Source organism: Janthinobacterium sp. Ant5-2-1 (assembly GCF_001445815.1).
GTDB classification, from domain to species: Bacteria; Pseudomonadota; Gammaproteobacteria; order Burkholderiales; family Burkholderiaceae_D; genus Janthinobacterium; species Janthinobacterium lividum_E.
Genome location: NZ_LNCE01000032.1, coordinates 1 through 22,523, shown reverse-complemented (window position 1 = coordinate 22,523; position 22,523 = coordinate 1). Strand labels below are relative to the sequence as shown.

The 22,523-nt window shown below is 63.0% G+C and carries 20 protein-coding genes; 19 read left to right on the top strand and 1 reads right to left on the bottom strand.

Features of this window, described 5'->3' with window-relative positions; translation table 11 throughout:
• The 3 genes from ASN89_RS11580 to ASN89_RS11570 form a co-directional block, all read left to right on the top strand.
• Positions 1 to 421, top strand: a 421-nt coding sequence (locus ASN89_RS11580) for a citrate/2-methylcitrate synthase (protein ID WP_321166326.1), incomplete at its 5' end; no start/stop codon positions are given.
• Positions 422 to 520: 99 nt separating this feature from the next.
• Positions 521 to 862, top strand: coding sequence for a winged helix-turn-helix transcriptional regulator (locus tag ASN89_RS11575; RefSeq protein WP_058049374.1), 342 nt, complete (start codon positions 521 to 523; stop codon positions 860 to 862).
• A gap of 222 nt (positions 863 to 1,084) precedes the next feature.
• Positions 1,085 to 1,627, top strand: coding sequence for an NAD(P)H-dependent oxidoreductase (locus tag ASN89_RS11570; protein WP_058049373.1), 543 nt, complete (start codon positions 1,085 to 1,087; stop codon positions 1,625 to 1,627).
• A 17-nt stretch (positions 1,628 to 1,644) separates the two neighbouring features.
• Here the strand turns inward: ASN89_RS11570 and ASN89_RS11565 are convergent, their stop codons facing one another.
• Positions 1,645 to 2,100 carry a hypothetical protein gene (locus ASN89_RS11565; protein WP_058049372.1) on the bottom strand — a complete coding sequence of 152 codons (456 nt, stop codon included), beginning with the start codon at positions 2,098 to 2,100 and terminating at the stop codon, positions 1,645 to 1,647.
• Positions 2,101 to 2,215: 115 nt separating this feature from the next.
• On the opposite strand from ASN89_RS11565, the gene ASN89_RS11560 reads away from it, so the two are divergent.
• The 16 genes from ASN89_RS11560 to rlmD all read left to right on the top strand — a co-directional run bounded on the left by ASN89_RS11560 (position 2,216) and on the right by rlmD (position 22,491).
• The gene (locus ASN89_RS11560) at positions 2,216 to 3,190 is read left to right on the top strand and encodes a LysR family transcriptional regulator (RefSeq protein WP_058049371.1); all 975 of its coding nucleotides are present in this window, start codon (positions 2,216 to 2,218) and stop codon (positions 3,188 to 3,190) included.
• Positions 3,191 to 3,447: 257 nt separating this feature from the next.
• On the top strand, positions 3,448 to 6,300 hold the full coding sequence (locus ASN89_RS11555; protein ID WP_046685725.1) for a 2-oxoglutarate dehydrogenase E1 component: 2,853 nt from the start codon (positions 3,448 to 3,450) through the stop codon (positions 6,298 to 6,300).
• 116 nt (positions 6,301 to 6,416) lie between these two features.
• Entirely contained in the window at positions 6,417 to 7,673 is a 1,257-nt protein-coding gene (gene odhB, locus ASN89_RS11550; protein ID WP_046685724.1) for a 2-oxoglutarate dehydrogenase complex dihydrolipoyllysine-residue succinyltransferase, read from the top strand.
• A 94-nt stretch (positions 7,674 to 7,767) separates the two neighbouring features.
• Entirely contained in the window at positions 7,768 to 8,157 is a 390-nt protein-coding gene (locus ASN89_RS11545) for a PspC domain-containing protein (protein ID WP_058049370.1), read from the top strand.
• Entirely contained in the window at positions 8,147 to 9,577 is a 1,431-nt protein-coding gene (gene lpdA, locus ASN89_RS11540; RefSeq protein ID WP_046685722.1) for a dihydrolipoyl dehydrogenase, read from the top strand. Before ASN89_RS11545 ends, lpdA begins: the two co-directional genes overlap by 11 nt.
• A 70-nt stretch (positions 9,578 to 9,647) precedes the next feature.
• Positions 9,648 to 10,745 (top strand): cell division protein ZapE, encoded by a 1,098-nt coding sequence (zapE, locus tag ASN89_RS11535; RefSeq protein WP_034752052.1) that lies wholly within the window; start codon positions 9,648 to 9,650, stop codon positions 10,743 to 10,745.
• A gap of 16 nt (positions 10,746 to 10,761) precedes the next feature.
• The gene (locus ASN89_RS11530) at positions 10,762 to 11,484 is read left to right on the top strand and encodes a hypothetical protein (RefSeq protein ID WP_058049375.1); all 723 of its coding nucleotides are present in this window, start codon (positions 10,762 to 10,764) and stop codon (positions 11,482 to 11,484) included.
• A gap of 137 nt (positions 11,485 to 11,621) precedes the next feature.
• Positions 11,622 to 11,822: a YdcH family protein gene (locus tag ASN89_RS11525; protein ID WP_034752051.1), complete on the top strand. Its 201-nt coding sequence runs from the start codon at positions 11,622 to 11,624 to the stop codon at positions 11,820 to 11,822.
• A gap of 43 nt (positions 11,823 to 11,865) precedes the next feature.
• Entirely contained in the window at positions 11,866 to 13,920 is a 2,055-nt protein-coding gene (locus ASN89_RS11520) for an ATP-dependent DNA helicase (protein ID WP_058049369.1), read from the top strand.
• A 271-nt stretch (positions 13,921 to 14,191) separates the two neighbouring features.
• Positions 14,192 to 14,797: a toll/interleukin-1 receptor domain-containing protein gene (locus ASN89_RS11515; protein ID WP_034752049.1), complete on the top strand. Its 606-nt coding sequence runs from the start codon at positions 14,192 to 14,194 to the stop codon at positions 14,795 to 14,797.
• A gap of 19 nt (positions 14,798 to 14,816) precedes the next feature.
• Entirely contained in the window at positions 14,817 to 17,282 is a 2,466-nt protein-coding gene (locus ASN89_RS11510; protein WP_082654531.1) for a tetratricopeptide repeat protein, read from the top strand.
• A 94-nt stretch (positions 17,283 to 17,376) separates the two neighbouring features.
• Complete coding sequence (gene surE / locus ASN89_RS11505) at positions 17,377 to 18,114, top strand: 5'/3'-nucleotidase SurE (RefSeq protein ID WP_058049368.1); 738 nt, start codon at positions 17,377 to 17,379, stop codon at positions 18,112 to 18,114.
• A 9-nt stretch (positions 18,115 to 18,123) separates the two neighbouring features.
• The gene (locus ASN89_RS11500; RefSeq protein WP_058049367.1) at positions 18,124 to 19,014 is read left to right on the top strand and encodes a protein-L-isoaspartate(D-aspartate) O-methyltransferase; all 891 of its coding nucleotides are present in this window, start codon (positions 18,124 to 18,126) and stop codon (positions 19,012 to 19,014) included.
• Positions 19,015 to 19,056: 42 nt separating this feature from the next.
• The gene (locus ASN89_RS11495) at positions 19,057 to 19,977 is read left to right on the top strand and encodes a peptidoglycan DD-metalloendopeptidase family protein (RefSeq protein ID WP_058049366.1); all 921 of its coding nucleotides are present in this window, start codon (positions 19,057 to 19,059) and stop codon (positions 19,975 to 19,977) included.
• A gap of 8 nt (positions 19,978 to 19,985) precedes the next feature.
• Entirely contained in the window at positions 19,986 to 21,017 is a 1,032-nt protein-coding gene (gene rpoS, locus ASN89_RS11490) for an RNA polymerase sigma factor RpoS (RefSeq protein WP_046685717.1), read from the top strand.
• Between the two features lie 130 nt (positions 21,018 to 21,147).
• The gene (gene rlmD, locus ASN89_RS11485; RefSeq protein WP_058049365.1) at positions 21,148 to 22,491 is read left to right on the top strand and encodes a 23S rRNA (uracil(1939)-C(5))-methyltransferase RlmD; all 1,344 of its coding nucleotides are present in this window, start codon (positions 21,148 to 21,150) and stop codon (positions 22,489 to 22,491) included.
• Positions 22,492 to 22,523 lie beyond the last annotated feature (32 nt).

Below are 22,523 nucleotides of genomic sequence, written 5' to 3'. Positions count from 1 at the left end.
GCAAGTCAAGGACAAGAACTCCGGCGTCAAGCTGATGGGCTTTGGCCACCGCGTGTACAAGAACTTCGATCCACGCGCCAAGCTGATGCGTGAAACCTGCTACGAAGTGCTGCAAGAACTGGGTCTGCAAGACGACCCGCTGTTCAAGCTGGCGATGGAACTGGAAAAGATTGCACTGAACGACGAGTACTTCGTGTCGCGCAAGCTGTACCCGAACGTCGACTTCTACTCGGGCATCGTGCAATCGGCGCTGGGCATCCCCGTGTCGCTGTTCACCGGTATCTTCGCTATGGCCCGTACGATCGGCTGGATCGCCCAGTGGAACGAAATGATCGCCGACCCAGAGCAAAAAATCGGCCGTCCGCGCCAGCTGTTCGTCGGTTCGACCACGCGTGAAGTACTGCCACTGGACAAGCGTTAATCCAGAGCGGTATCGAGCAAACAAAAAAACGGGCTTCGGCCCGTTTTTTTATGCCGGGCTGTTATGCTCGGACCCTGGATCAACAGGAAGCACAACGCGATGAATGAAGAAACCTGCGCCCCCAGCGGCGTGGCCCTGGCCGATACGGCATTTGGCTATACCTTGTCGCTGATTGGCGGCAAATACAAGATGCTGATCCTGTACGCGCTGGCGGCAAACACCGTGCTGCGGCATAACGAACTCAAGCGCCATCTCGGCGGCATCGCCTTCAAGACCCTCAGCGTCGTGCTGAAGGAGCTGGAAGCGGACGCGCTGATCGTCCGCAAGGAATATCCGCAAGTGCCGCCCAAGGTGGAATATTCGCTCTCAAGCAAGGGCGCCTCGCTGATCCCCGTGCTCCACACCCTGTGCGAGTGGGGCGAACGGCACCAGCCAGCCTGATCCTGATCCTGATATGCATGGCAAGGCGCTTTTCTACAGCTAAGTAACTTACTTTTTGTATGGTATGAGCAGTAAATGTGCGTACTTGTATAAAGTACTCGCCATGGTTATGCTTTTTTTTGCTTCTGGCGGTGCAATAAAGCGCCGCGGGGCAGGGTACCGGCTTGCCTGCTTTTCTGTGCATGCGGGCCGGTGTATCCATCCATTTTCAGGAAAAACAGCATGTTGAAAACCCTTGTTATCGTCTTCCATCCCTCCATCGACACGTCGGTGGCCAACAAGCGCTGGCTGCAGGAGCTGGCGCAGTATCCCGACCGCTACACCATCCACAATGTGCACCAGGCTTATCCGGATGGACAGATCGACGTGGCGCGCGAGCAGGCGCTGGTGGAAGCGCACGCCAATGTGGTCTTGCAGTTCCCCGTGTACTGGTTCAACTGCCCGCCCTTGCTCAAGCAGTGGCTCGATGAGGTGCTGGCGTATGGCTGGGCCTATGGCACGGGCGGCGATGCCTTTAAAGGAAGAAAAGTGGCGCTGGCCGTGACGGCAGGCATCCGCCAGGAAGACTTCACGCCGGAAGGCAAGTGGAACGTCACCCTGGCGCAGCTGCTGGCGCCGTTCGATGTCACCCTGGCGTATATCGGCGCCGACAACCGCCGCTTCTTTGCCTTTTATGGCGCGGAAGACGGGCCGAAGGAAACGGGCTATGCCGAGCGGCTGGCGCGCAGCGCGCAAGCGTATGAGCGCTTCCTGGCCGCGTTGTAGGGCCGGCCAGAACGGCCTCAGTTCAACGCCGCTTCCAGGTGGCGCAGGGCGACGTGCCGGCCTTCCAGTGGCAGGCTGTCGCCCTCAAAGGGTTGCGGCAGGACGATGCAGCGCGGTGCATTGTGCTTGAGGATGCCGCCCCAGTGGGCGACCCTGGCGCCGGCCTGGCTGCGGATCGCCTCGACCGTGGCGCCGCTGGCGAGGATGTCGGCGTGCGGAAAGGCTTGCTGCAGCACGCCCAGGCCGAAATAGGCTTGCGGTTCGGCCGCGCTGATATAGATGGTGGTCAGGCGCTTGCCGCTGGCGGCGATGGTGTGCGCTAACTGCGCCGCGTCGCCGCGCAGGAACTGGGTGTTGACGAGGATGGCGTCCGTCAAGCCGCTCAGCAGCAGCGAAGTGGACGGTGCGCGGCCCAGCACATCCAGGCGGAAGGTTTCCAGGGTGCGGGAGGGGCGGGCGGCGCGTGCAAACATATTATTCTTTCTGCATTGGATGCTCTCCCGCATATTATCCTTTCGACCAGGCGCGACAAATAGGGTAGATTGCAATACTTAGTTGCATGGATCGGATGAATCAAGGGAGTACCGCATGGACCGCATCACCGCAGCACAAGTATTCGTCGCCATCGCCGAGCGGGGCAGCATGGTGGCCGCCAGCGAGGCGCTCGACATGTCGCGCGCCATGGTGACGCGCTATCTGGCCGAGATGGAAGAGTGGGCGGAGGCGCGCCTGTTGCATCGCACCACGCGCCGTCTGAGCCTGACGGATGCGGGCGAGACCACCTTGGCGCGCTGCCGCCAGATGCTGGAAGTGGCCGGCGCCATGGCCGTCACCTCGCCCGAGGGCCTCGACACGCCGCACGGCTTGCTGCGCATCACCTGCTCGCAATCGCTGGCGCAGACGGCGCTCGCTGGCGCAGTAACCGCTTACCTGCGGCGCTACCCGCGCGCCGCCGTCGACCTGCAGATGGAGAACCGCGCCGTCAACCTGGTGGAGCAGCGCATCGACCTGGCGATCCGCATCACCAACGCGCTCGAGCCGAACCTGATCGCGCGCCAGCTGGCCAGCTGCGCGTCGGTGGTGTGCGCCGCGCCATCGTACCTGGCCGCACATGGCACGCCGCGCCGGGCGCAAGACCTGGCGCTGCACAACTGCCTGACCTATACGTATTTCGGCAAGAGCCTGTGGCAATTCACGCACGACGGGGAAGCGCTCACTGTCCCCGTCAGCGGCCGCCTGTCGGCGAATGAGTCGCTGGTCCTGCTGGTGGCCACGGTGGCGGGGGCGGGCATCGCCATGCAGCCGCGCTTTTCGGCCGCGCCGCTGATCGCCAGCGGGAAGTTGGTGGAGCTGCTGCCCGCGTACCAGCCGCAGGACATGGGCATCTATGGCGTCTACACCTCGCGCCAGCACATGTCGCCCCTGCTGCGCACCATGCTCGACTTCCTGGTGGAGTGGTTTGCCGGCGATCCCGAGTGGCTGGCAGCCATCGCGGCGGGGCCGTTGTCGGGCAGACCAGTTGGCCGCAAGCGGCACGCCGGCAGGGCCGCCGATGTGCCGTAAGCACAACAGTGACAGGCTTGCAAGCCCGGGAAAATCAACAACACAGCTTACATTTGCTTGCCAAATAAAATTCAACTAGCCGTTGTTGCGTTACAATACCGCGTGCTATTCTAAATGACGGTATGCAGAATGCTGGTGCAATAAAAAAGCCCTTCCCCACAACTTGATGTGCAATCCGCTAACCGGTCAGGCCGTGTCGCGGAAGGTTAGATTAACCCGCTAATTCCTCGCGAAGCGCGAAGAAAGGTGAGCAATATATGCAGCAATTAACGACCAACTCCTACCTGTTCGGTGGGAATGCTCCGTACGTGGAAGACCTGTACGAGGCGTATCTGAACAACCCAGGCTCGGTACCCGATAACTGGCGTTCCTACTTCGACGCAATGCAGCACGTGCCTGCCGTCGATGGCACCAACAAGCCTGACGTGGCGCATGCCTCCGTCGTCGCCTCGTTCGCCGAGCGCGCAAAAGCAGGTCCGATCCGCACAGTGACCGCTTCCTTCGATGCCGAAATGGGCCGCAAGCGCGTCGCCGCCACGCAATTGATCGCCGCTTACCGCTACCTCGGTTCGCACTGGGCCAACCTGGACCCGCTGCAACGCCAGGAACGTCCGATGATCCCTGAGCTCGAGCCGAGCTTCTACGGTTTCACCGACGCTGACATGGACACCGTGTTCAACATCAGCAATACCTATTTTGGCCCCGAGACCGCTACCCTGCGCGATCTGCTCAACTATCTGCGCGATACCTACACGCGTTCGATCGGCGCCGAATTCATGTACATCTCCGACCCGGCCGAAAAGCGCTGGCTGCAAGAGAAACTGGAATCGATCCGCTCCACCCCGAATTTCACCCCAGAGAAAAAAATCCACATCCTCGACCGCCTGACCGCGGCTGAAGGCCTGGAACGCTATCTGCACACCCGCTACGTGGGCCAGAAGCGCTTCTCCCTGGAAGGCGGCGAAACCTTCATCGCCTCGATGGATGAAACCATCCAGCGCGCCGGCGAAAAAGGCGTGCAGGAAATCGTCATCGGCATGGCCCACCGCGGCCGCCTGAACGTGCTGGTGAACACCCTGGGCAAGGCGCCGCAGGAACTGTTCGAAGAATTCGAAGGCAAGCATGGCGACGACCTGCCTGCCGGCGACGTGAAATACCATCAAGGCTTCTCGTCGGACATCTCCACCGCAGGCGGCCCGGTCCACCTGTCGCTGGCGTTCAACCCGTCGCACCTGGAAATCGTCAACCCTGTGGTCGAAGGTTCCGTCAAGGCCCGCATGGACCGCCGCGGCGACGCGCAGGGCGCGCAAGTGCTGCCTATCCTGGTGCACGGCGATGCCGCTTTCGCCGGCCAGGGCGTGGTCATGGAAACGCTGAATCTGGCGCAAACCCGCGGCTACCATACCGGCGGCACGGTGCATATCGTGATCAACAACCAGATCGGTTTCACCACCTCGGATCCGCGCGATGCCCGCTCGACCCTGTACTGCTCGGACGTCGTCAAGATGATCGAAGCACCGGTCCTGCACATCAACGCCGATGATCCGGAAGCCGTGGTGCTGGCGACGCAGATCGCGCTCGACTACCGCATGGAATTCAAGAAGGACATCGTCCTCGACATCATCTGCTACCGCAAGCTTGGCCACAACGAGCAAGATACGCCGGCGCTGACGCAGCCGCTGATGTACAAGAAGATCGGCCAGCATCCAGGCACCCGCAAGCTGTACGCGGACAAACTGGTGGCGCAAGGCGTGATCCCTGCCGATGGCGGCGACAAGATGGTGGCCGCGTTCCGCGACGCCATGGACGCCGGCAAGCATACCGTCGATCCTGTCATCTCGAACTTCAAGAACAAGTACGCCGTCGACTGGCTGCCGTTCCTGAACAAGAAATGGACCGATTCGGCCGACACCGCCGTGCCGATGACGGAACTGAAACGCCTGGCCACCCGCATCACCACCGTGCCGGAAGACTTCAAGGTCCACTCGCTGGTTGAAAAAGTACTGGGCGACCGCGCCACCATGGGCCGTGGCGAAATGAACCTGGACTGGGGCATGGGCGAACACTTGGCCTACGCATCGCTGGTATCGTCCGGCTACGCCATCCGCCTGACGGGCCAGGACGCCGGCCGCGGCACCTTCGTGCACCGCCACGCCGTGCTGCATGACCAGAACCGCGAGCGTTGGGATGCAGGTACCTACATTCCGCTGCAAAACGTGTCGGACAACCAGGCGCCGTTCACCGTCATCGACTCGGTGCTGTCCGAAGAAGCCGTACTGGCCTTCGAATACGGCTACTCGACCGCTGAACCGAACACGCTGACGATCTGGGAAGCCCAGTTCGGCGACTTCGCCAACGGCGCGCAAGTGGTGATCGACCAATTCATCAGCTCCGGCGAAGTGAAGTGGGGCCGCGCTTCGGGCCTGGTCATGATGCTGCCGCACGGTTACGAAGGCCAGGGTCCTGAGCACTCGTCGGCCCGTCCTGAGCGTTTCCTGCAGCTGTGCGCAGACAACAACATGCAAGTGGTGCAGCCGACGACGGCTTCGCAGATCTTCCATTTGCTGCGCCGCCAGATGGTGCGCCAGTTCCGCAAGCCGCTGGTCATCCTGACGCCGAAGTCGTTGTTGCGCAACAAGGATGCCGGTTCGCCGCTGACCGACCTGGCCAAGGGCGGTTTCCAGACCGTCATCGGCGAAGTCGACGACAAAATCGACGCCAAGAAAGTCAAGCGCGTGGTCGCCTGCTCGGGCAAGGTCTATTACGACCTGGTCAACGCACGCAAGACCCGCGGCCAGACCGACACGGCCATCGTGCGCCTGGAACAGCTGTATCCGTTCCCGCACAAGTCGTTCGCTGCCGAACTGAAGAAGTTCCCGAACCTGGTCGAAGTGGTCTGGGCGCAGGACGAGCCGCAAAACCAGGGCGCCTGGTTCCAGATCCAGCACAACATCTTCGAAGGCCTGGAATCGGGTCAGCGTCTGGCTTACGCCGGCCGTCCTGCTTCGGCGTCGCCTGCTGTCGGTTACTATGACAAGCACTACGCCCAGCAAAAAGATCTGCTGGAAACGGCATTCTCGAAGCTGAAGGGTTTTATCCTGACCAAGTAAGTGGCAGGATAAGGGCGCCATGCGATTGCACGGCGCCTGCTTGCATACATCATGACGGAGCGCCGCCCTTGCTACGCAGGGGCGGCGCCGCAATAACAAAATAAACGGAGTTTTACATGGCACAAATCGAAGTCAAAGTTCCCCAGTTGTCGGAATCGGTTGCAGAAGCGACCCTGCTGGCATGGCACAAGAAAGTCGGCGAACCAGTTGCGCGCGACGAAAACATGATCGATATCGAAACCGATAAAGTGGTGCTGGAACTGCCAGCGCCTGCCGCTGGCGTGATCGTTCAAATCATCAAGGCTGACGGCGCTACCGTCGTCGCAGGCGAAGTCATCGCCATCATCGACACCGACGGCTCGGCCAAGGTCAGCCCGATGGAAGTGTCGGCCGTGCCTGCGCCAGCCCTGGCTGCCGCCGCCCAAGATACCGCTAGCGCTTCGGCGCCAGCCGCTGCGACCAAAGGCGATGTCGCCATGCCTGCCGCTGCCAAGATCCTGTCCGAAAAAGGCCTGTCCGCTGGCGACGTCGCCGGTTCCGGCAAAGATGGCCGCGTGACCAAGGGCGACGCCCTGGCCGCTTCCGCCAAGCCAGCTGTCGCGCCGCTGGCGCCAGCCGCTGCCAAGCCAGCGCTGCAACAAGTTGCCACGCCGTCGGCCGCCAACCTGGGCGACCGCCCTGAAGAGCGCGTGCCGATGAGCCGTCTGCGCGCACGTATCGCCGAGCGCCTGCTGCAATCGCAATCGACGAACGCCATCCTGACCACGTTCAATGAAGTGAACATGCAGCCGGTCATCGACCTGCGCAACAAGTACAAGGACAAGTTCGAGAAAGAGCACGGCGTCAAGCTGGGCTTCATGTCCTTCTTCGTCAAGGCCGCCGTCGCCGCCCTGAAAAAGTACCCGATCATCAATGCTTCCGTTGACGGCAACGACATCGTCTACCACGGCTACTTCGACATCGGTATCGCGGTCGGTTCGCCGCGCGGCCTGGTCGTGCCTATCATCCGCAACGCGGACCAGCTGTCGATCGCCGACATCGAGAAAAAAATCGGTGAATTCGGCGCGAAAGCCAAGGAAGGCAAGCTGACCCTGGACGACCTGACGGGCGGCACGTTCTCGATCTCGAACGGCGGCACCTTCGGCTCCATGCTGTCGACCCCGATCATCAACCCGCCACAATCGGCCATCCTGGGCGTGCATGCGACCAAAGACCGCGCCGTTGTCGAAAACGGCCAGATCGTGGTGCGTCCGATGAACTACCTGGCCATGTCCTACGACCACCGCATCATTGATGGCCGCGAAGCCGTCCTGGGCCTGGTGGCGATGAAAGAAGCGCTGGAAGATCCTGCACGCCTGCTGCTGGACCTGTAAGCACTGTAGTCCCCCGGCGTAGCCGCCGGGGCAATGTAGCTGATACCCCTTGCCAGAAGACGCAGCTGGCTGATCTCAATGAAAGAGGATTCCTATGAACATCTCTGAAGAAATCAAGCGTCTGCACGAGTTGCACCTGGCGGGCGCCTTGAGCGACGCGGAATTCGCGCAAGCGAAAGCCAAGCTCCTGAGCAATATCAACCTGGACAAGCCGGACAGCACGTCCGGCGCCGGCGCCGATGCGGCTGCCGGTCCGGCGAACGACCTGGTGCAGGAATTCAACCGCCTGCGCCGTTCGCGCAACGACCGCTGGCTCGGCGGCGTCTGCGGCGGCCTGGGTCGCGCTTCCGGCATGGAGGCGTGGATCTGGCGCCTCGCCTTCGTCCTGTTTACATTGACCTTCGGCTTCGGCGTGGTGATTTACCTTCTATTGTGGATTTTCGTACCAGACGAAGAGATTGGAATAACAAAACATGAGTACTAAACAATTTGACGTAGTTGTCATCGGTGCGGGCCCTGGCGGCTACATCGCCGCCATCCGCGCAGCGCAGCTGGGCTTTTCCGTCGCTTGCGTCGACGAGTGGTCGAACGCCAAGGGCGGCGCCGCTCCTGGCGGTACCTGCACCAACGTCGGCTGCATCCCGTCGAAAGCGCTGCTGCAATCGTCCGAGCATTTCGAACACGCGGGCCACAGCTTCGCCGAGCACGGCATCGACGTCGCCGGCCTGAAGCTGAACCTGGGCCAGATGCTCAAGCGCAAAGACACCGTCGTCAAGCAAAACAACGACGGCATCCTGTACCTGTTCAAGAAGAACAAGATCGCCTTCTTCCACGGCCGCGCCGCTTTCGCCGCTGCCGCAGCCGGCACGTATGACATCAGCGTGACGGGCGAAGCCAACGAAACCCTGACGGCCAAGCATGTGGTCATCGCCACGGGTTCGAACGCGCGCGAACTGCCGGGCGCACCATTCGACGAGAAACTGATCCTGTCGAACACGGGCGCACTGGCCATCGACGCCGTACCAGCCAAGCTGGGCGTCATCGGTGCCGGCGTGATCGGCCTGGAAATGGGCAGCGTATGGCGCCGCCTGGGTTCCGACGTCACCGTGCTGGAAGGCCTGCCGGTCTTCCTGGGCGCCGTCGACGAGCAGATCGCCAAGGAAGCGTCGAAGCTGTTCACCAAGCAAGGCTTGAAGATCAACCTCGGTTGCAAGATCGGTGCGATCACGCCAGGCAAGAAAGACGTCACCGTGGAATTCGTGGACGCCAAGGGCGAAGCGCAAAAAGCCGTGTTCGACAAGCTGATCATCTCGATCGGCCGCACGCCGAACACGAACGGCCTGGGCGCCGATAAAGTCGGCCTGCAGCTGGACGAACGCGGCTTCATCGCCGTCGACGGCGACTGCAAGACCAACCTGCCGAACGTTTGGGCAGTGGGCGACGTCGTGCGTGGCCCGATGCTGGCGCACAAGGCCGAAGAAGAAGGCGTTGCCGTGGCCGAGCGTATCGCCGGCCAGCATGGCCACACCAACTTCAACACGATTCCCTGGGTGATCTACACCTCGCCGGAAATCGCGTGGGTCGGCAAGACCGAGCAAACCCTGAAGGCCGAAGGCATCGCCTACAAGGCCGGCACCTTCCCGTTCATGGCCAACGGCCGTGCGCGCGCGCTGGGCGACACCTCGGGCATGGTGAAATTCCTGGCCGATGCGACGACCGATGAAATCCTCGGCGTGCACATCGTCGGCCCGATGGCCTCCGAACTGATTTCCGAAGCCGTCGTGGCGATGGAATTCAAGGCATCGGCCGAAGACATCGCGCGCATCTGCCACGCCCATCCGTCCCTGTCGGAAGCGACCAAGGAAGCGGCACTGGCGATTGACAAGCGTACGTTGAACTTTTAATTGTAGTTAGTCCTGCAGGGGCGCTCGCGGATTTTTTCCGCCGGCGCCCTTGTGCGTTAAAGCGAATCCCATGAACGTAGAAGAGTTTTACCAGCACGCGCTGCAGAAGCGTGATTTCAAGGCCGATGCCGCCCAGCGGCGCGCGGTCGACCGCCTGCAGCTGTGCTATGACGAGTGGGTGGCCTACAAGGGCCAGCGCTCGAGTACCTTCAAGCGCCTGCTGAACCGTCCTGCCGTGCCGAAAGGCGTGTACATGTGGGGGGGAGTGGGGCGCGGCAAATCGTTCCTGATGGACAGTTTTTACTCCGTCGTGCCCCTGGTGCGCAAGACGCGATTGCACTTCCACGAATTCATGCGCGGCGTGCACCAGCAGCTCGATGAATTGAAAGGCGTAGCCGACCCGCTCGACGAGGTGGCCAAGCGCATCGCCAAGAAATACCGCCTCATCTGTTTCGATGAATTCCACGTCTCCGACATCGCCGACGCGATGATCCTGTACAACCTGCTGTCGGCCCTGTTCGCCAACGGCGTGTCCTTCATCATGACGTCGAATTACGATCCGGACCTGCTGTATCCGGACGGCCTGCACCGCGACCGCATGCTGCCGACCATCGCGCTGCTCAAGGACAAGCTCGACGTGATGAACGTCGACGCTGGCGTCGATTACCGCGGCCGCGCGCTGGAGCAGGTGGAAAGTTACTATACGCCGCTGGGCGCGGAGACCGACAAGGCCTTGCGCGACGCCTACACGCGCATCGCCGAGACGGCCGATGAAGACGCGCGCATCCGCATCGAGAGCCGCGAAATCCATTGCCTGCGCCGCGCCGGCGGCATCATCTGGTTCGATTTCGCCACCCTGTGCGGCGGCCCCCGCTCGCAAAATGATTACCTGGAAATCGCCAGCCGCTTCCATACGGTGATATTGTCCGGCATACCGGCCATGTCGGCGGCGCAGTCGTCCGAGGCGCGCCGCTTCACGTGGCTGATCGACGTGTTTTACGACCAGAAGGTCAAGCTGATCATGTCGGCCGAAGTGCCGCCTGACGAGCTGTACACGAACGGCATGCTGGCCAACGAGTTTCACCGCACCGTTTCGCGTATCATCGAGATGCAATCGCGCGAATACATGGAAAAAGAACAGCGCGGCGCGGCCGACGCGATCGTTTGAGGCAGGGATAATGAACATGATGGCAAATACACTATACAAGCTGGGTGCGGCGCTGGGCCTGGTCCTGGCGTTGTCCGCCTGCGCGCACCAGGGTGCGGCGGCATTGGATGAGGTCGGCGCGCCGCAGGTGCCCGCGACCCTGTCCGTGGAAGAAGCGGACGCCAAGCTGAAGCAGTCGGCCAGCGAGCGCGAGGCGGCGGAAAACGAGTTTGCCGCGCGCGAACTCGAGTGCTACGACAAGTTTTTCGTGAATAACTGCCTCGACAAGGCCAAGGAAAAGCGCCGCCTGATCCTCGTGCGCCTGCGCGCCGTCGACGCGGAAGCGAATTACTTCAAGCGTGCCGAGTCCGTGCGCCTGCGCGATATCGACCTGGCCAGGACGCAGGAAAGTGCGCGCCTCGACGCCGAACAGCGGGCCGCGGCCGTGCCCAAGCCCGTGAAAGTGGTCACGCCCGAGCCGGCGTCGCCCAAGGCGCAAGGCAAGAGCCTTGCCGAGCGCGAGGCCGAGCAAGCGGCGAAGGTGGCGAAACAGGCCGCCAACGATGCCGCCGAAGCGCCGCGGCGCGCGGCCCGCGAAGCGCAATATGCGAAAAAACAGGCTGACGCCGTGGCGCGCCAGAAACGGGTGGCGCAACGTCTGGCCGAGCGCCAGGCCGAAGCGCAGGCCAAGGCTGCCAAGGCGGCGGCCGCCGCTGCCAGCACGCCGGCCGCTGCCGTGCCTGTGCCGCCGGCCAAATAACACTGCCGCGCAGGGGCACGCCGGAAATGGCGTGCCCTAAGACGCGCGGCAGGTTAAACTACGCACCATGGCTGCCTGCGTACGCTGCGCGCGCCGGTTTCCCAACACTGTTACCAACACTGCCTGGAACGCAACACATGAGCGATGCACAGCAAATAGAGCGGCGCCTGATTGAACTCAACGTGGAACACCGCGACCTCGATGCCGTCATCGAGTTGCTGATACTCGATGGCCACCATGACGAGCTGCAGCTGCGCCGCCTGAAAAAGCGCAAATTGCAATTGAAGGATCACATCACCTTGCTGAAAATGCAGTTGGTGCCCGACGTTCCCGCCTGAGGGGCGCCAGTAGCGTCCAGTCCAGCCTTCACCTAAGTATATTTTGACCGATCACAATTCATTGCCAGTAAACCCAGATGGCCAGCCGGCCGATCTGCAAGCCAGTCTGCCAGCCGAACCGCAGGCGGCGCCTGGCAAGCACGATGCCGACATCGAGCGCCTGTTTGGCGCCGGCGGCCCGCTCGGTCCGGCCGTGGGCAGCTACAAGCCGCGCCGTTCGCAAACGGAAATGGCGAAAGCCATCGCCAGCGCCATCGACAGCCAGACGACCCTGATCGCCGAGGCGGGCACGGGCACAGGCAAGACCTTCGCCTATCTGGTGCCGGCCCTGATGTGGGGCGGCAAGACCATTGTTTCCACCGGCACAAAGAACTTGCAGGATCAATTGTTCCTGCGCGATATCCCCACCGTGCGCGCCGCGCTGCAGGCGCCCGTTTCCGTCGCCTTGCTCAAGGGCCGCTCGAACTACGTCTGCCATTACCACCTGGAACGCACCCTGCAGAACGGTCGCATGACCTCGCGCGACGACGTCGGGCATTTGCGGGAAATCTCGCGCTTCATCAAGATGACCAGCTCGGGCGACAAGGCCGAGCTGACCAAGGTGCCGGAAAACGCCATGATCTGGAATTTGGTGACCTCCACGCGCGACACCTGCATGGGCGCCGAATGCCAGTATTACCAGGATTGCTTTGTGATGAAGGCCCGCAAGGAAGCCCAGCAGGCCGACGTGGTGGTGGTCAACCATCACCTGTTCTTTGCCGACGTGGCCCTGAAGGACACGGGTGTGGCGGAATTGCTGCCGTCGGCCAATACCATCATCTTCGATGAGGCGCACCAGCTTCCCGATACGGCGACCTTGTTCTTCGGTAACACGGTGTCGACCTCGCAAATCCTCGAGCTGTGCCGCGACGTGCTGGCCGAGGGCCTCGCGCATGCGCGCGGCATCGACTGGGCCAAGACGGTGACGGTGGTGGAAAAGGCGGCGCGCGACCTGCGTCTGACGTTCCCGCAGGACATCGTGCGCCTGTCCTTGCCGCAGATCGCCCCGTCGAGCGACTTTTTCCCCGCGCTCGACACCCTCAAGGATGAGCTCGACGGCATGGTGGCCGTGCTGGAAACCCAGGCGGAACGGGCGGAAACGCTGGAACAGTGCCGGGTGCGCGGCGTCGAGCTGGCGCAGCAGTTGAGCGGCTGGAAGTTCGATCCGAAGGCGAAAGTGGCGGCCGGCGAAGAGGCGGTGTTCTGGGTGGAAGCGTTTTCCAGCTCCTTGCAGTTGCATAAAACGCCATTGTCGATCGCGCCAATTTTCAATAACCAGCGCGAAGGCACGCCGCGCAGCTGGATTTTCACGTCCGCCACCCTGGCCGTGAAAAACGACTTCAAGCATTTTTCCGAACAGATGGGCTTGACGGGCGAGCCGTCGCATACATGGCCGAGTCCGTTCGACTATGGCCAGCAGGGCTTGCTGTTCGTGCCGCAAAACCTGCCGCAGCCCAATTCGCTGGGTTACACGGACGCCGTCATCGACTGCGCCTTGCCCATCATCGAAGCGGCGGGCGGGCGCACCTTCTTCCTGTGTACCACCTTGCGCGCCGTCAAGCGGGCCGCCGAGCGCCTGGCCGACGAATTCAAGCAGCGCGGCCTGAACTTCCCCCTGTTCGTGCAGGGAGAAAAGGGCCGCACGGAATTGCTCGACCAGTTCCGCGCGGCCGGCAATGGCGTGCTGATCGGTAGTCAGAGCTTCTGGGAAGGTGTCGACGTGCGCGGCGATGCCTTGTCCCTCGTGATCATCGACAAGCTGCCGTTCGCGCCGCCCGACGATCCCGTGCTGGCCGCGCGCATCGAAGTGATGGAAAAGCAGGGCAAGAATGGTTTCATGCACCATTCGCTGCCGGAAGCCATCATCAACCTGAAGCAGGGCGCGGGCCGCCTGATCCGCGACGAAGGCGACCGGGGCGTGCTGATGATCTGCGACCCCCGCCTCATTTCCAAGCCCTACGGCAAGCGCATCTGGCAAAGCCTGCCGCCGTTCAAGCGCACGCGCGATACCGCCGAAGTGGTGGAGTTCTTCCGCAGCCTGCCCGCCAAGGGCGCTTAAGTTCCGCTAGCCGGCGCCATGCGCGCGCCGGCGTATTTCCCTTTGTTATCAAGCGAGTAGCGTTTTTCGCGCGGCGCCCGCTTGCGCGCCTGGCATGCCAGAAATCAGTTTGATTGCGCCAGTTTCTGGCATTGTGTCGCATGTCCAGGACGCCAGACACATCTTTGCGCCAGCGCAAACAGGGCTGTTGCTGAGCGGTCTACAGTGAGCGCATGCCTTGCAGGATCAAGGCGCGGCGATGGCAGGGCCGCACGGGGAACAGGGGGATGCCATGGAGATCCGCTACGGCTGTTTCTTGAGTTATGCACACGGCCAATATGCGTTCATGAACAAGTTCAAGAATGACCTGATCGAGGCGCTGGCGTGCTATCTGGAGCCGCACCTGGACCGCGAGGAGGTCCTGTTCATCGACAGCGAGCAACTGGGCGGCGGCGACGATATCGACCTGCGCGTGGCGCGCGCCATGTGCCAGAGCGTCTGCATGATCGTGCTGTACACGCCCAAATATGAAGCGCACGGCTATACGCGGCGCGAATTCGCCGCCATGCAGCTGATCGAGCAGGAGCGGCGCGCCTGGTATGAACTGCCCAGCCATCTGATCATTCCCATCATCATGACGCGCCATCCGGACGGCTTGCCGCCGCAAATCACGGAGTCGGGATTGTACGTCGATTTTTCCGGCTATACCCTGGCCAGCGGCGACCTGAAATCGAATCCGCAATACCTGCCCGACATCGAACGCATCGTGCAGCGCATCGCCACGCATTACCACTTGCTCAAGCGGTCAACACCGCCCGGCCACGATTGCAGCCGTTTCGTGTTGCCCGATATTCCACCGGAATGGCGCGCCATTCCGCCTCCCCACTTTCCGCGTTAATCACGTAAAAGGTCCTGTCATGGAATGCCAACGCCTCTCCCTGCCGCCTTTGAGCGCCCCTGGCGAAGTCGTCACCTTCTATTCCTACAAGGGGGGCACCGGCCGCACCATGGCCCTGTCGAATATCGCCGTCCTGCTGGCGCGCCGTGAAAACGCCAGCGTGCCCGTGCTGATGCTGGACTGGGACATGGAAGCGCCGGGCCTGCACCATTATTTCGAGCAGCACGAGGAGCGACCGGGCGTGCTCGAGTTTTTCGAAGCGTGCCGCCAGCAGCTCGAACGCATCAGCCTGGAAACGGCGGGCGGGCGCGCCGGCGGTCAGGGGACTGGGCGCGAGGATGCGGCGCTGGCCCAGCGCGTGCTCGACGCCATCGACTGGCAGCAGTACGTGGTGCGCGTCGACCAGGGCAGTCCGCTGTACCTGATGCGCGCGGGGCGCTTCGACGCCAGCTACAGCGAGCGCCTGGCGCAGATGCGCTGGGATCAGCTGTTCGACACGTGTCCGGCCCTGTTCCGCTGCTTCGCCGATACCCTGGCCCAGCATTTTCGCTACGTGCTCGTCGATTCGCGCACGGGGCGCACGGACAGCGCCGGCATCTGCACCACCTTGCTGCCGAAAAAGCTGGTGGTGGTCTTCACGCCGAACCGGCAAAGCCTGGAAGGCGTCGACGCGCTCGTCACGCGGGCCATCGAATACCGCCGCAGCCATGAAGACGAACAGCGTCCGCTGCTCGTGTATCCCTTGCCTTCGCGCATAGAAATGGGCGATGGGGCGCAGCGCGCCGAGTGGCGCCGCGGCGACGCGCACAAGGGCATCGCCGGCTTCCAGCCCATGTTCGAACGGCTGCTGCGCACCTCTTACGGTTTGCCGCAGGTCGCCCTCGACAGCTATTTCGACGAAGTCCAGCTGCAGCAGACGAAAACCTTTGCCTATGGCGAGCAATTGGCCGTGCGCATCGACCAGGGCGGCGACCGCTTTTCCCTCACGCGCACCTTCGAAGCTTTTTTGCAGTGGCTGACGGGCGGCTACTTCCCGTGGCAGTCGAGCCGTGAAATCGCCTTGCTGGGCGCAATCAGCGAAGCGCGCCAGGCCTTGCTGGCCGAACCGGGCCGCGCCGTGGCCCTGCCGCTGGCGCGCGACCTGGCCCGCCTGGGCGAGCTGTACCGCAAGGACGGGCGCAGTACGCAGGCGCTCGACGCCTTTCGCCAGAGTGTCGAGATCCGCGTGCGCCTGCTGGGCGAGGAGCATCCCGACAGCCTGGCGTGCAAGAGCGGCATGGCGCGCCTGCTGCGCCAGCTGGGCAAGCTCGATGAAGCCCGTTTCTTGGAAGAAGACGTGCTCGACGTACGCGAGCGCGTGCTGGGCAGCGAGCATCCTGACACCCTGGCCGCACGGGCCTGCCTGGCGCAAACCCTGTTGCAGCAGGGTGAACTGGCGGCGGCGCTGCTGCTGCAGGATACGGTGCTGGCCACCTATGCGCGCCAGGTGGGTGGAGAACATCCGCTGACCCTCGATGCGATGGATGGCCGCGCCGCCACCTTGCTGCGCATGGGCCGGCTGGCGCAGGCGCAGCAAGTGCTGGGCACGGTGGTGGCGGCGCGCGAGCGCCTGTTTGGCGCCGAGCATGGCGACACCTTGCGCAGCAAGCTGGCCCTGGCGCAGGCGCTGGGGCGCGAAGGCGACCTGGAGGGTGCGCGGCGCCTGCTCGCCGCCGTGCTGCAGGTACAGGAGCGGCGCCTGGGCAGCGACCATGCGGCCACCCTGTCCACGCGCGACTTGCTGGCCGACGTCGTGGCCGGGCAGGGCGACTGGGCCGGCGCGCGCCAGTTGCATGAAGACCAGGTGGCGGCGCGCGAGCGCACGCGCGGGCTCGACCATCCGGAAACCCTGATGAGCCAGCGCAAGCTGGCCGAGGCGCTGCTGCGGCGCGGTGAACTCGATGCGGCGCGCAGCGTGCAGGAACAGGTGCTGGAAGTGCATGCGCGCCTGCTGGGCGAAGACCACCTCGATACCTTGCACAGCAAGACGCAATTGGCAGGCACCTTGCAGCAGCAGGGCGACAGCGAGGCGGCGCGCCTGCTGGAAGACGCCGTCCTCAGCGGCAGCGACCGGCTGTTGAACGCGCCCGTCACGGGGCATGCGGACAGCGTGCTCGACGGCGCGCGGCATTTGCAGGAAACCATCCTGGCCGGCCGCGCCAACGGGCACGAAGGGGCCGAGCCGGACACCCTGGCCAGCATGATCTCGATGTTGCAAGGCATGATCGAGCGGGAACAGTATGCGCAGGCGGGCGAACTGGCCGAACATTTGAAATCTTGCCTGCTGCGCCCCGGCGTGCCGGGCAAGTTGCGCCGGCGCGGCATGGCGCAGCTGAAAAGAATGTACAAGTTGCAAGGCGACCTGAATGCCTTGCTGGCCTTGCAGGAGGATGAAGTGCAGGCGCTGGAAGGGGCGTTGTCGGAAGCGCGCATCGAGCAGCGCTGAGACTGCGCGCCATGTGCGCGCGGCAGCACAAAAAATGCTGCCGATCGGCGTGCGGTATGCGCAGTGTGGGCATTGCTTCAGGTAAAATCTCGTTATGAGAATTCTTATCAGTAACGACGACGGTTACCTGGCGCCCGGCCTGGCGGCCCTGGCCGACGCGCTCGCACCCATTGCCGACATCGTCGTGGTGGCGCCCGACAGCAACCGTTCGGGCGCGTCCAATTCGCTGTCCCTGGACCGGCCCTTGTCCGTGCACAAGGCTGCCAACGGCTTTTATTTTGTCAACGGCACGCCCACCGACTGCGTGCACGTGGCGCTGACGGGCATGCTCATCGAGCGCCCCGACCTAGTGGTGTCCGGCATCAACAACGGCCCCAACATGGGCGACGACACCCTGTATTCGGGTACCGTCGCGGCTGCCACGGAAGGCTATCTGTTCGGCATTCCCGCCATCGCCTTTTCTCAGTCGCAGTTTGGCTGGGCCAATCTGGACGCGGCTGCCCGCGTGGCCAGGGAAATCGTCGAGCGCCAGTTTGACGCCCTGCAAAAACCGTATCTGCTGAACGTGAACATCCCGGCCATCCCTTACGAGCAATTGCAAGGCATGGCGGCCACGCGCCTGGGCAAGCGCCACTCGGCCGAGCCCGTGATCCGCGCGCTCGACCCGCGTGGTCGTGAAATTTTCTGGATCGGCCCCGCCGGTGCGGCCAAGGAAGGCGGTCCTGGCACGGACTTCCATGCCGTTGAACATGGAAAAGTATCGATCACGCCGTTGCAGATCGACCTGACCCATACCACCCAACTCGATGCGCTGGCAAAAGGCCTGGCATGACCGCTCACTATGACTGACAAGCCGCGTACCTTCCCCCTTTCCCTCGATTCGCTGGCCGGCAAGCCCGCCAGGCAGGGCGGGGGGCAGTCGCTGGCCCAGTCCCGGATCGCCACGCCGCAGACGGCCACGCAGAATGCGGCGCAAAACGCGGCGCGCGGCGTGGCGCAGCCGTATGGCGCGCAGACGGCCATCGCGCCGTCGCGCGCGCAAGCGATCGCCAATGAGCGGGCGCAACCGCCCGTCGTGTCGCCGCCGCGGCAAAACCCGCTCGTCTCGGAGGCCGTGCGCCGGGCCATGGTGGCCCGCGTGGCGAAGCAGGGCGTCAAGGACCAGGTGGTGCTCGACGCCATGCAAGCCGTGCCGCGCCACATGTTCATGGACGAGGCGCTGGCGTCGCAGGCGTATATCGACGCCTCCTTGCCCATTGGCCACCACCAGACCATTTCGCAGCCGTACATCGTGGCGCGCATGATCGAAGTGATGCGCCAGGGCGGCAAACTGCAGCGGGTGCTGGAAATCGGCACCGGTTGCGGCTACCAGGCGGCGGTGCTGTCGCTGGTGGCGAAAGAGGTGTATTCGATCGAGCGCATCCGGCCCTTGCACGAGCTGGCGAAGGCCAATCTGCGCCCGCTGCGCGTGTCGAATCTGCGCTTGCAGTACGGAGATGGTATGCTTGGCCTGCCGCAGGCGGCCCCCTTCGACGGGATCATCCTTGCCGCAGCCGGCCTGGAAGTCCCGCAAGCCCTGCTGGAACAGCTGGCGCCCGGCGGGCGTCTGGTTGCGCCGGTGGGGGCTAAATTGCAACACTTACAACTCATTACCCGGGTGGGGAAAATGGAATGGACTAGCCAGACCCTGGAAGATTGCCATTTCGTGCCTTTGCGCCCGGGCACCATATGATCCCCGGATCAGCTAGCAAGCAGGACCTAAATATACATGCGAATGATTAAGAAAAACAATGTACTACTCTGCAGCCTTGCGCTGGCCGCCCTGTTAACCGGTTGCGGCACCACTGGCGTGCAGGCGCCAGTCGTCGAGCGCCATCCATCGACCAGCGCCGCCGCCGCCAGCGATCCGCGCGACCGCGACCCGGCCTATTACACGGTCAAGCGTGGCGACACCCTGCTGCGTATCGCCCTCGAGCACGGCCAGAATTACCGCGACCTGGTGACCTGGAACGACTTGAGCAACCCGAACGACATCAAGGTCGACCAGGTGCTGCGCGTGCTGCCGCCGACTGGCGACACGGGCGGCGCGCAAACGTCGGCCATCGTCATGCCGCCGTCGACGGAAATCAAGCCGGCCGCGCCTGTCGTGCCGAAGAAAACGGGGCCGCGCGGCGAGAAGCGCGCGTATTCCGACGCCACCCTGGCCGAATTGCGCGCCGATGGCGGCACCGGCGATGCCAAGCCTGCGGCAGCGCCCGCAGCAGCAGCCGTCGCTGCCGCACCGGCCGCCGCCGCGGCAGCCCCTGCCGCATCGGCGCCTGGCGACGAGAAGATCAGCTGGATGTGGCCTTCCGAAGGCAAGGTCATCGGCACTTTCGACGAAGGCAAGAACAAGGGCGTCGATATCGCCGGCAAGGCGGGCCAGCAAGTGGTGGCTGCCGGCGCGGGAAAAGTCATGTATGCCGGGAGCGGAATCCGTGGTTATGGTAATCTTGTCATCGTGAAGCACAGTAATAGTTTATTGTCGGCGTATGCGCATAACCGCAGCATCCTGGTGAAGGAAGGGCAGAACGTCAACAAAGGCCAGGCCATCGCGGAAATGGGCGATTCCGATGCCGACCGCGTGAAGCTGCACTTTGAAATCCGCCAGCAGGGCAAGCCCGTCGACCCTTCGAAATTCCTGCCTAACCGTTAGGTAAAGCAATGACACACGCGCCGCACGACCAGCTGGACGATGACCCGGAACTGCCGGAAGACGGGGCAGACGAAGTCGTGACGGACGATACCGGCGAACTCGACGGCATTGACGCCGTCGAGGCGGGCGAGGGCGGCGAGGTGGCCAGCGTCAGCGTGCTGGTCGAAAGTGTCGATGAACTGAAAAAAGTGCTGGCGGCCGAATTGTCGACTGATACCACGCAGCACTACCTGAACCAGATCGGCACGCGGCCCCTGCTGACGGCGCCGCAAGAGGTGCATTACGCCACCCTTGCCAAGCAGGGCAATTTCGAAGCCCGGCAAACCATGATCGAGCACAACTTGCGCCTCGTCGTGTCGATCGCCAAGCATTACATCAACCGCGGCGTGGTCTTGCTCGACATGATCGAGGAGGGCAACATCGGCCTGATGCGGGCCATCGACAAGTTCGAGCCCGAGCGCGGTTTCCGTTTCTCGACCTACGCCACCTGGTGGATACGCCAGAGCATCGAGCGCGCCATCATGAACCAGGCGCGCACGGTGCGCCTGCCCGTGCACATGGTGCGCGAACTCAATCAAATCCTGCGCGGCAAATACCACCTGGAAGCCCAGCACCACGACGGCAAGGATGCCACCGCGGAAGATATCGCCCACCTCGTGGGCCGTCCCGTGGAAGAGGTGCAGGATATCCTGGCCCTGTCCGAGCACGCCACCTCGCTTGACGCGCCGCTCGACAACGACCCGCAATCGTCGCTGATGGACATGTTGCCCGGCGCCAGCGAAGACAGCCCCGACGCGCGCGCGGAACACCATGAAATGACGGTGCTCGTGCGCGACTGGCTGACCAAGCTGCCCGACAAGCAGCGCGTCGTCATCATGCGCCGTTTCGGTCTTGACAACGACGACCCGGCCACCCTGGAAACCCTGGCCGAGGAAATGGGCGTGACGCGCGAGAGAGTTCGCCAGATCCAGCAGGAAGCCCTGATCAAGCTGAAGCGGGCCATGGCGGCGCGCGGCGTAGTAAGAGATTCCCTTTTGTAATCCCCTGGCCCGGCTGTCGCGGGCCCGCATCTGCTATCATACGCCCCGCTCGCGGCGCCTGACCTTTCCCCCATTCTTTCAAGTTCCAGCGCGGCCCTGCGTCCTGGCCCACTCTTACCTATTGATCGCTATGCAAGAAAATATCATCGAAATCAAATCGCTCGACATGGACGCCCGTGGCGTTGGCCATATTGAGAACGAAGACGGCTCGCCGGGCAAGGTCGTGTTTGTCGAAGGCGCATTGCCGGGCGAGCGCGTCAGCTTTGTGACGTTCAAGAAAAAGAAGAACTGGGAAATGGCCCGCATGACGGCGCTGCACCGCGAATCGTCCATGCGCGTGACGCCCAAGTGCAAGCATTTCGACAATTGCGGCGGCTGCTCGATGCAGCACCTGGAACCGTCGGCGCAGGTGGCGATCAAGCAGCGCGTGCTGGAAGATAACTTGTGGCATATCGGCAAGGTGCGTCCGCAAAGCATCATGCGCCCCATGTATGGCCCGACGTGGGGCTACCGCTACCGCGCGCGCCTGTCCGTGCGCCACGTCAAGAAGAAAGACGCCGTGCTGGTGGGTTTCCATGAAAAGAAATCGGCCTTTGTTGCCGACATGGATAGCTGCGAAATCTTGCCGCCGCACATCTCGGCCATGCTGCTGCCGTTGCGTGGATTGATTGCTTCGCTGTCCATCTTCGACCAGATGCCGCAGATCGAGCTGGCCGTCGGCGAAGATGTGACCGCCATGGTCTTGCGCATCATGGCGCCGTTGACGGCGGACGACGAAACGAAACTGAAATCCTTCGCCGACGAATACGGCGTCCAATGGTGGCTGCAGGTGAAAGGTCCGGAAACGGCCGTGCCGTTCTACCCGCTCGACAAGCAATTGCATTACCTGCTGCCGGAATTTGGCGTCAAGATGCCGTTCAAACCCGTCGATTTCACCCAGGTGAACCACCACATCAACCGCGTGCTGGTGTCGAAAGCCCTGCGTTTGCTGGAAGTGCAGCCGACGGACCGCGTGGCCGACCTGTTCTGCGGCCTGGGCAATTTCACCTTGCCGCTGGCCACGCAAGGCAGCGAAGTGGTCGGCATCGAAGGCAGCACCACCCTGACGGAGAGGGCGCTGGAAAACGCTTTGGCCAATGGCCTGGCGGAAAAAACCTCGTTCTCGACACGCAATCTGTTCGAAGTGACGACGGACGACCTGATCGCACTGGGCAAGTTCGACCGCATCCTCGTCGACCCGCCACGCGATGGCGCCATGGCTCTGTGCCAGGCGCTGGTCGGCCTGTCGCAAGTGCGCCCGGACCTGCTGCCCAAACGCATCGTCTACGTCTCGTGCAGTCCATCGACCCTGGCGCGCGACGCCGGCATCCTGGCGCTGGAAGCGGGCTATGTGCTGAGCAAGGCGGGCGTGGTCAACATGTTCCCGCATACCTCGCATGTCGAATCGATGGCTGTATTTGATTTACCTCAGTAAGTCTGTCTGATACGGCGGGGGGGCCGGGCGGG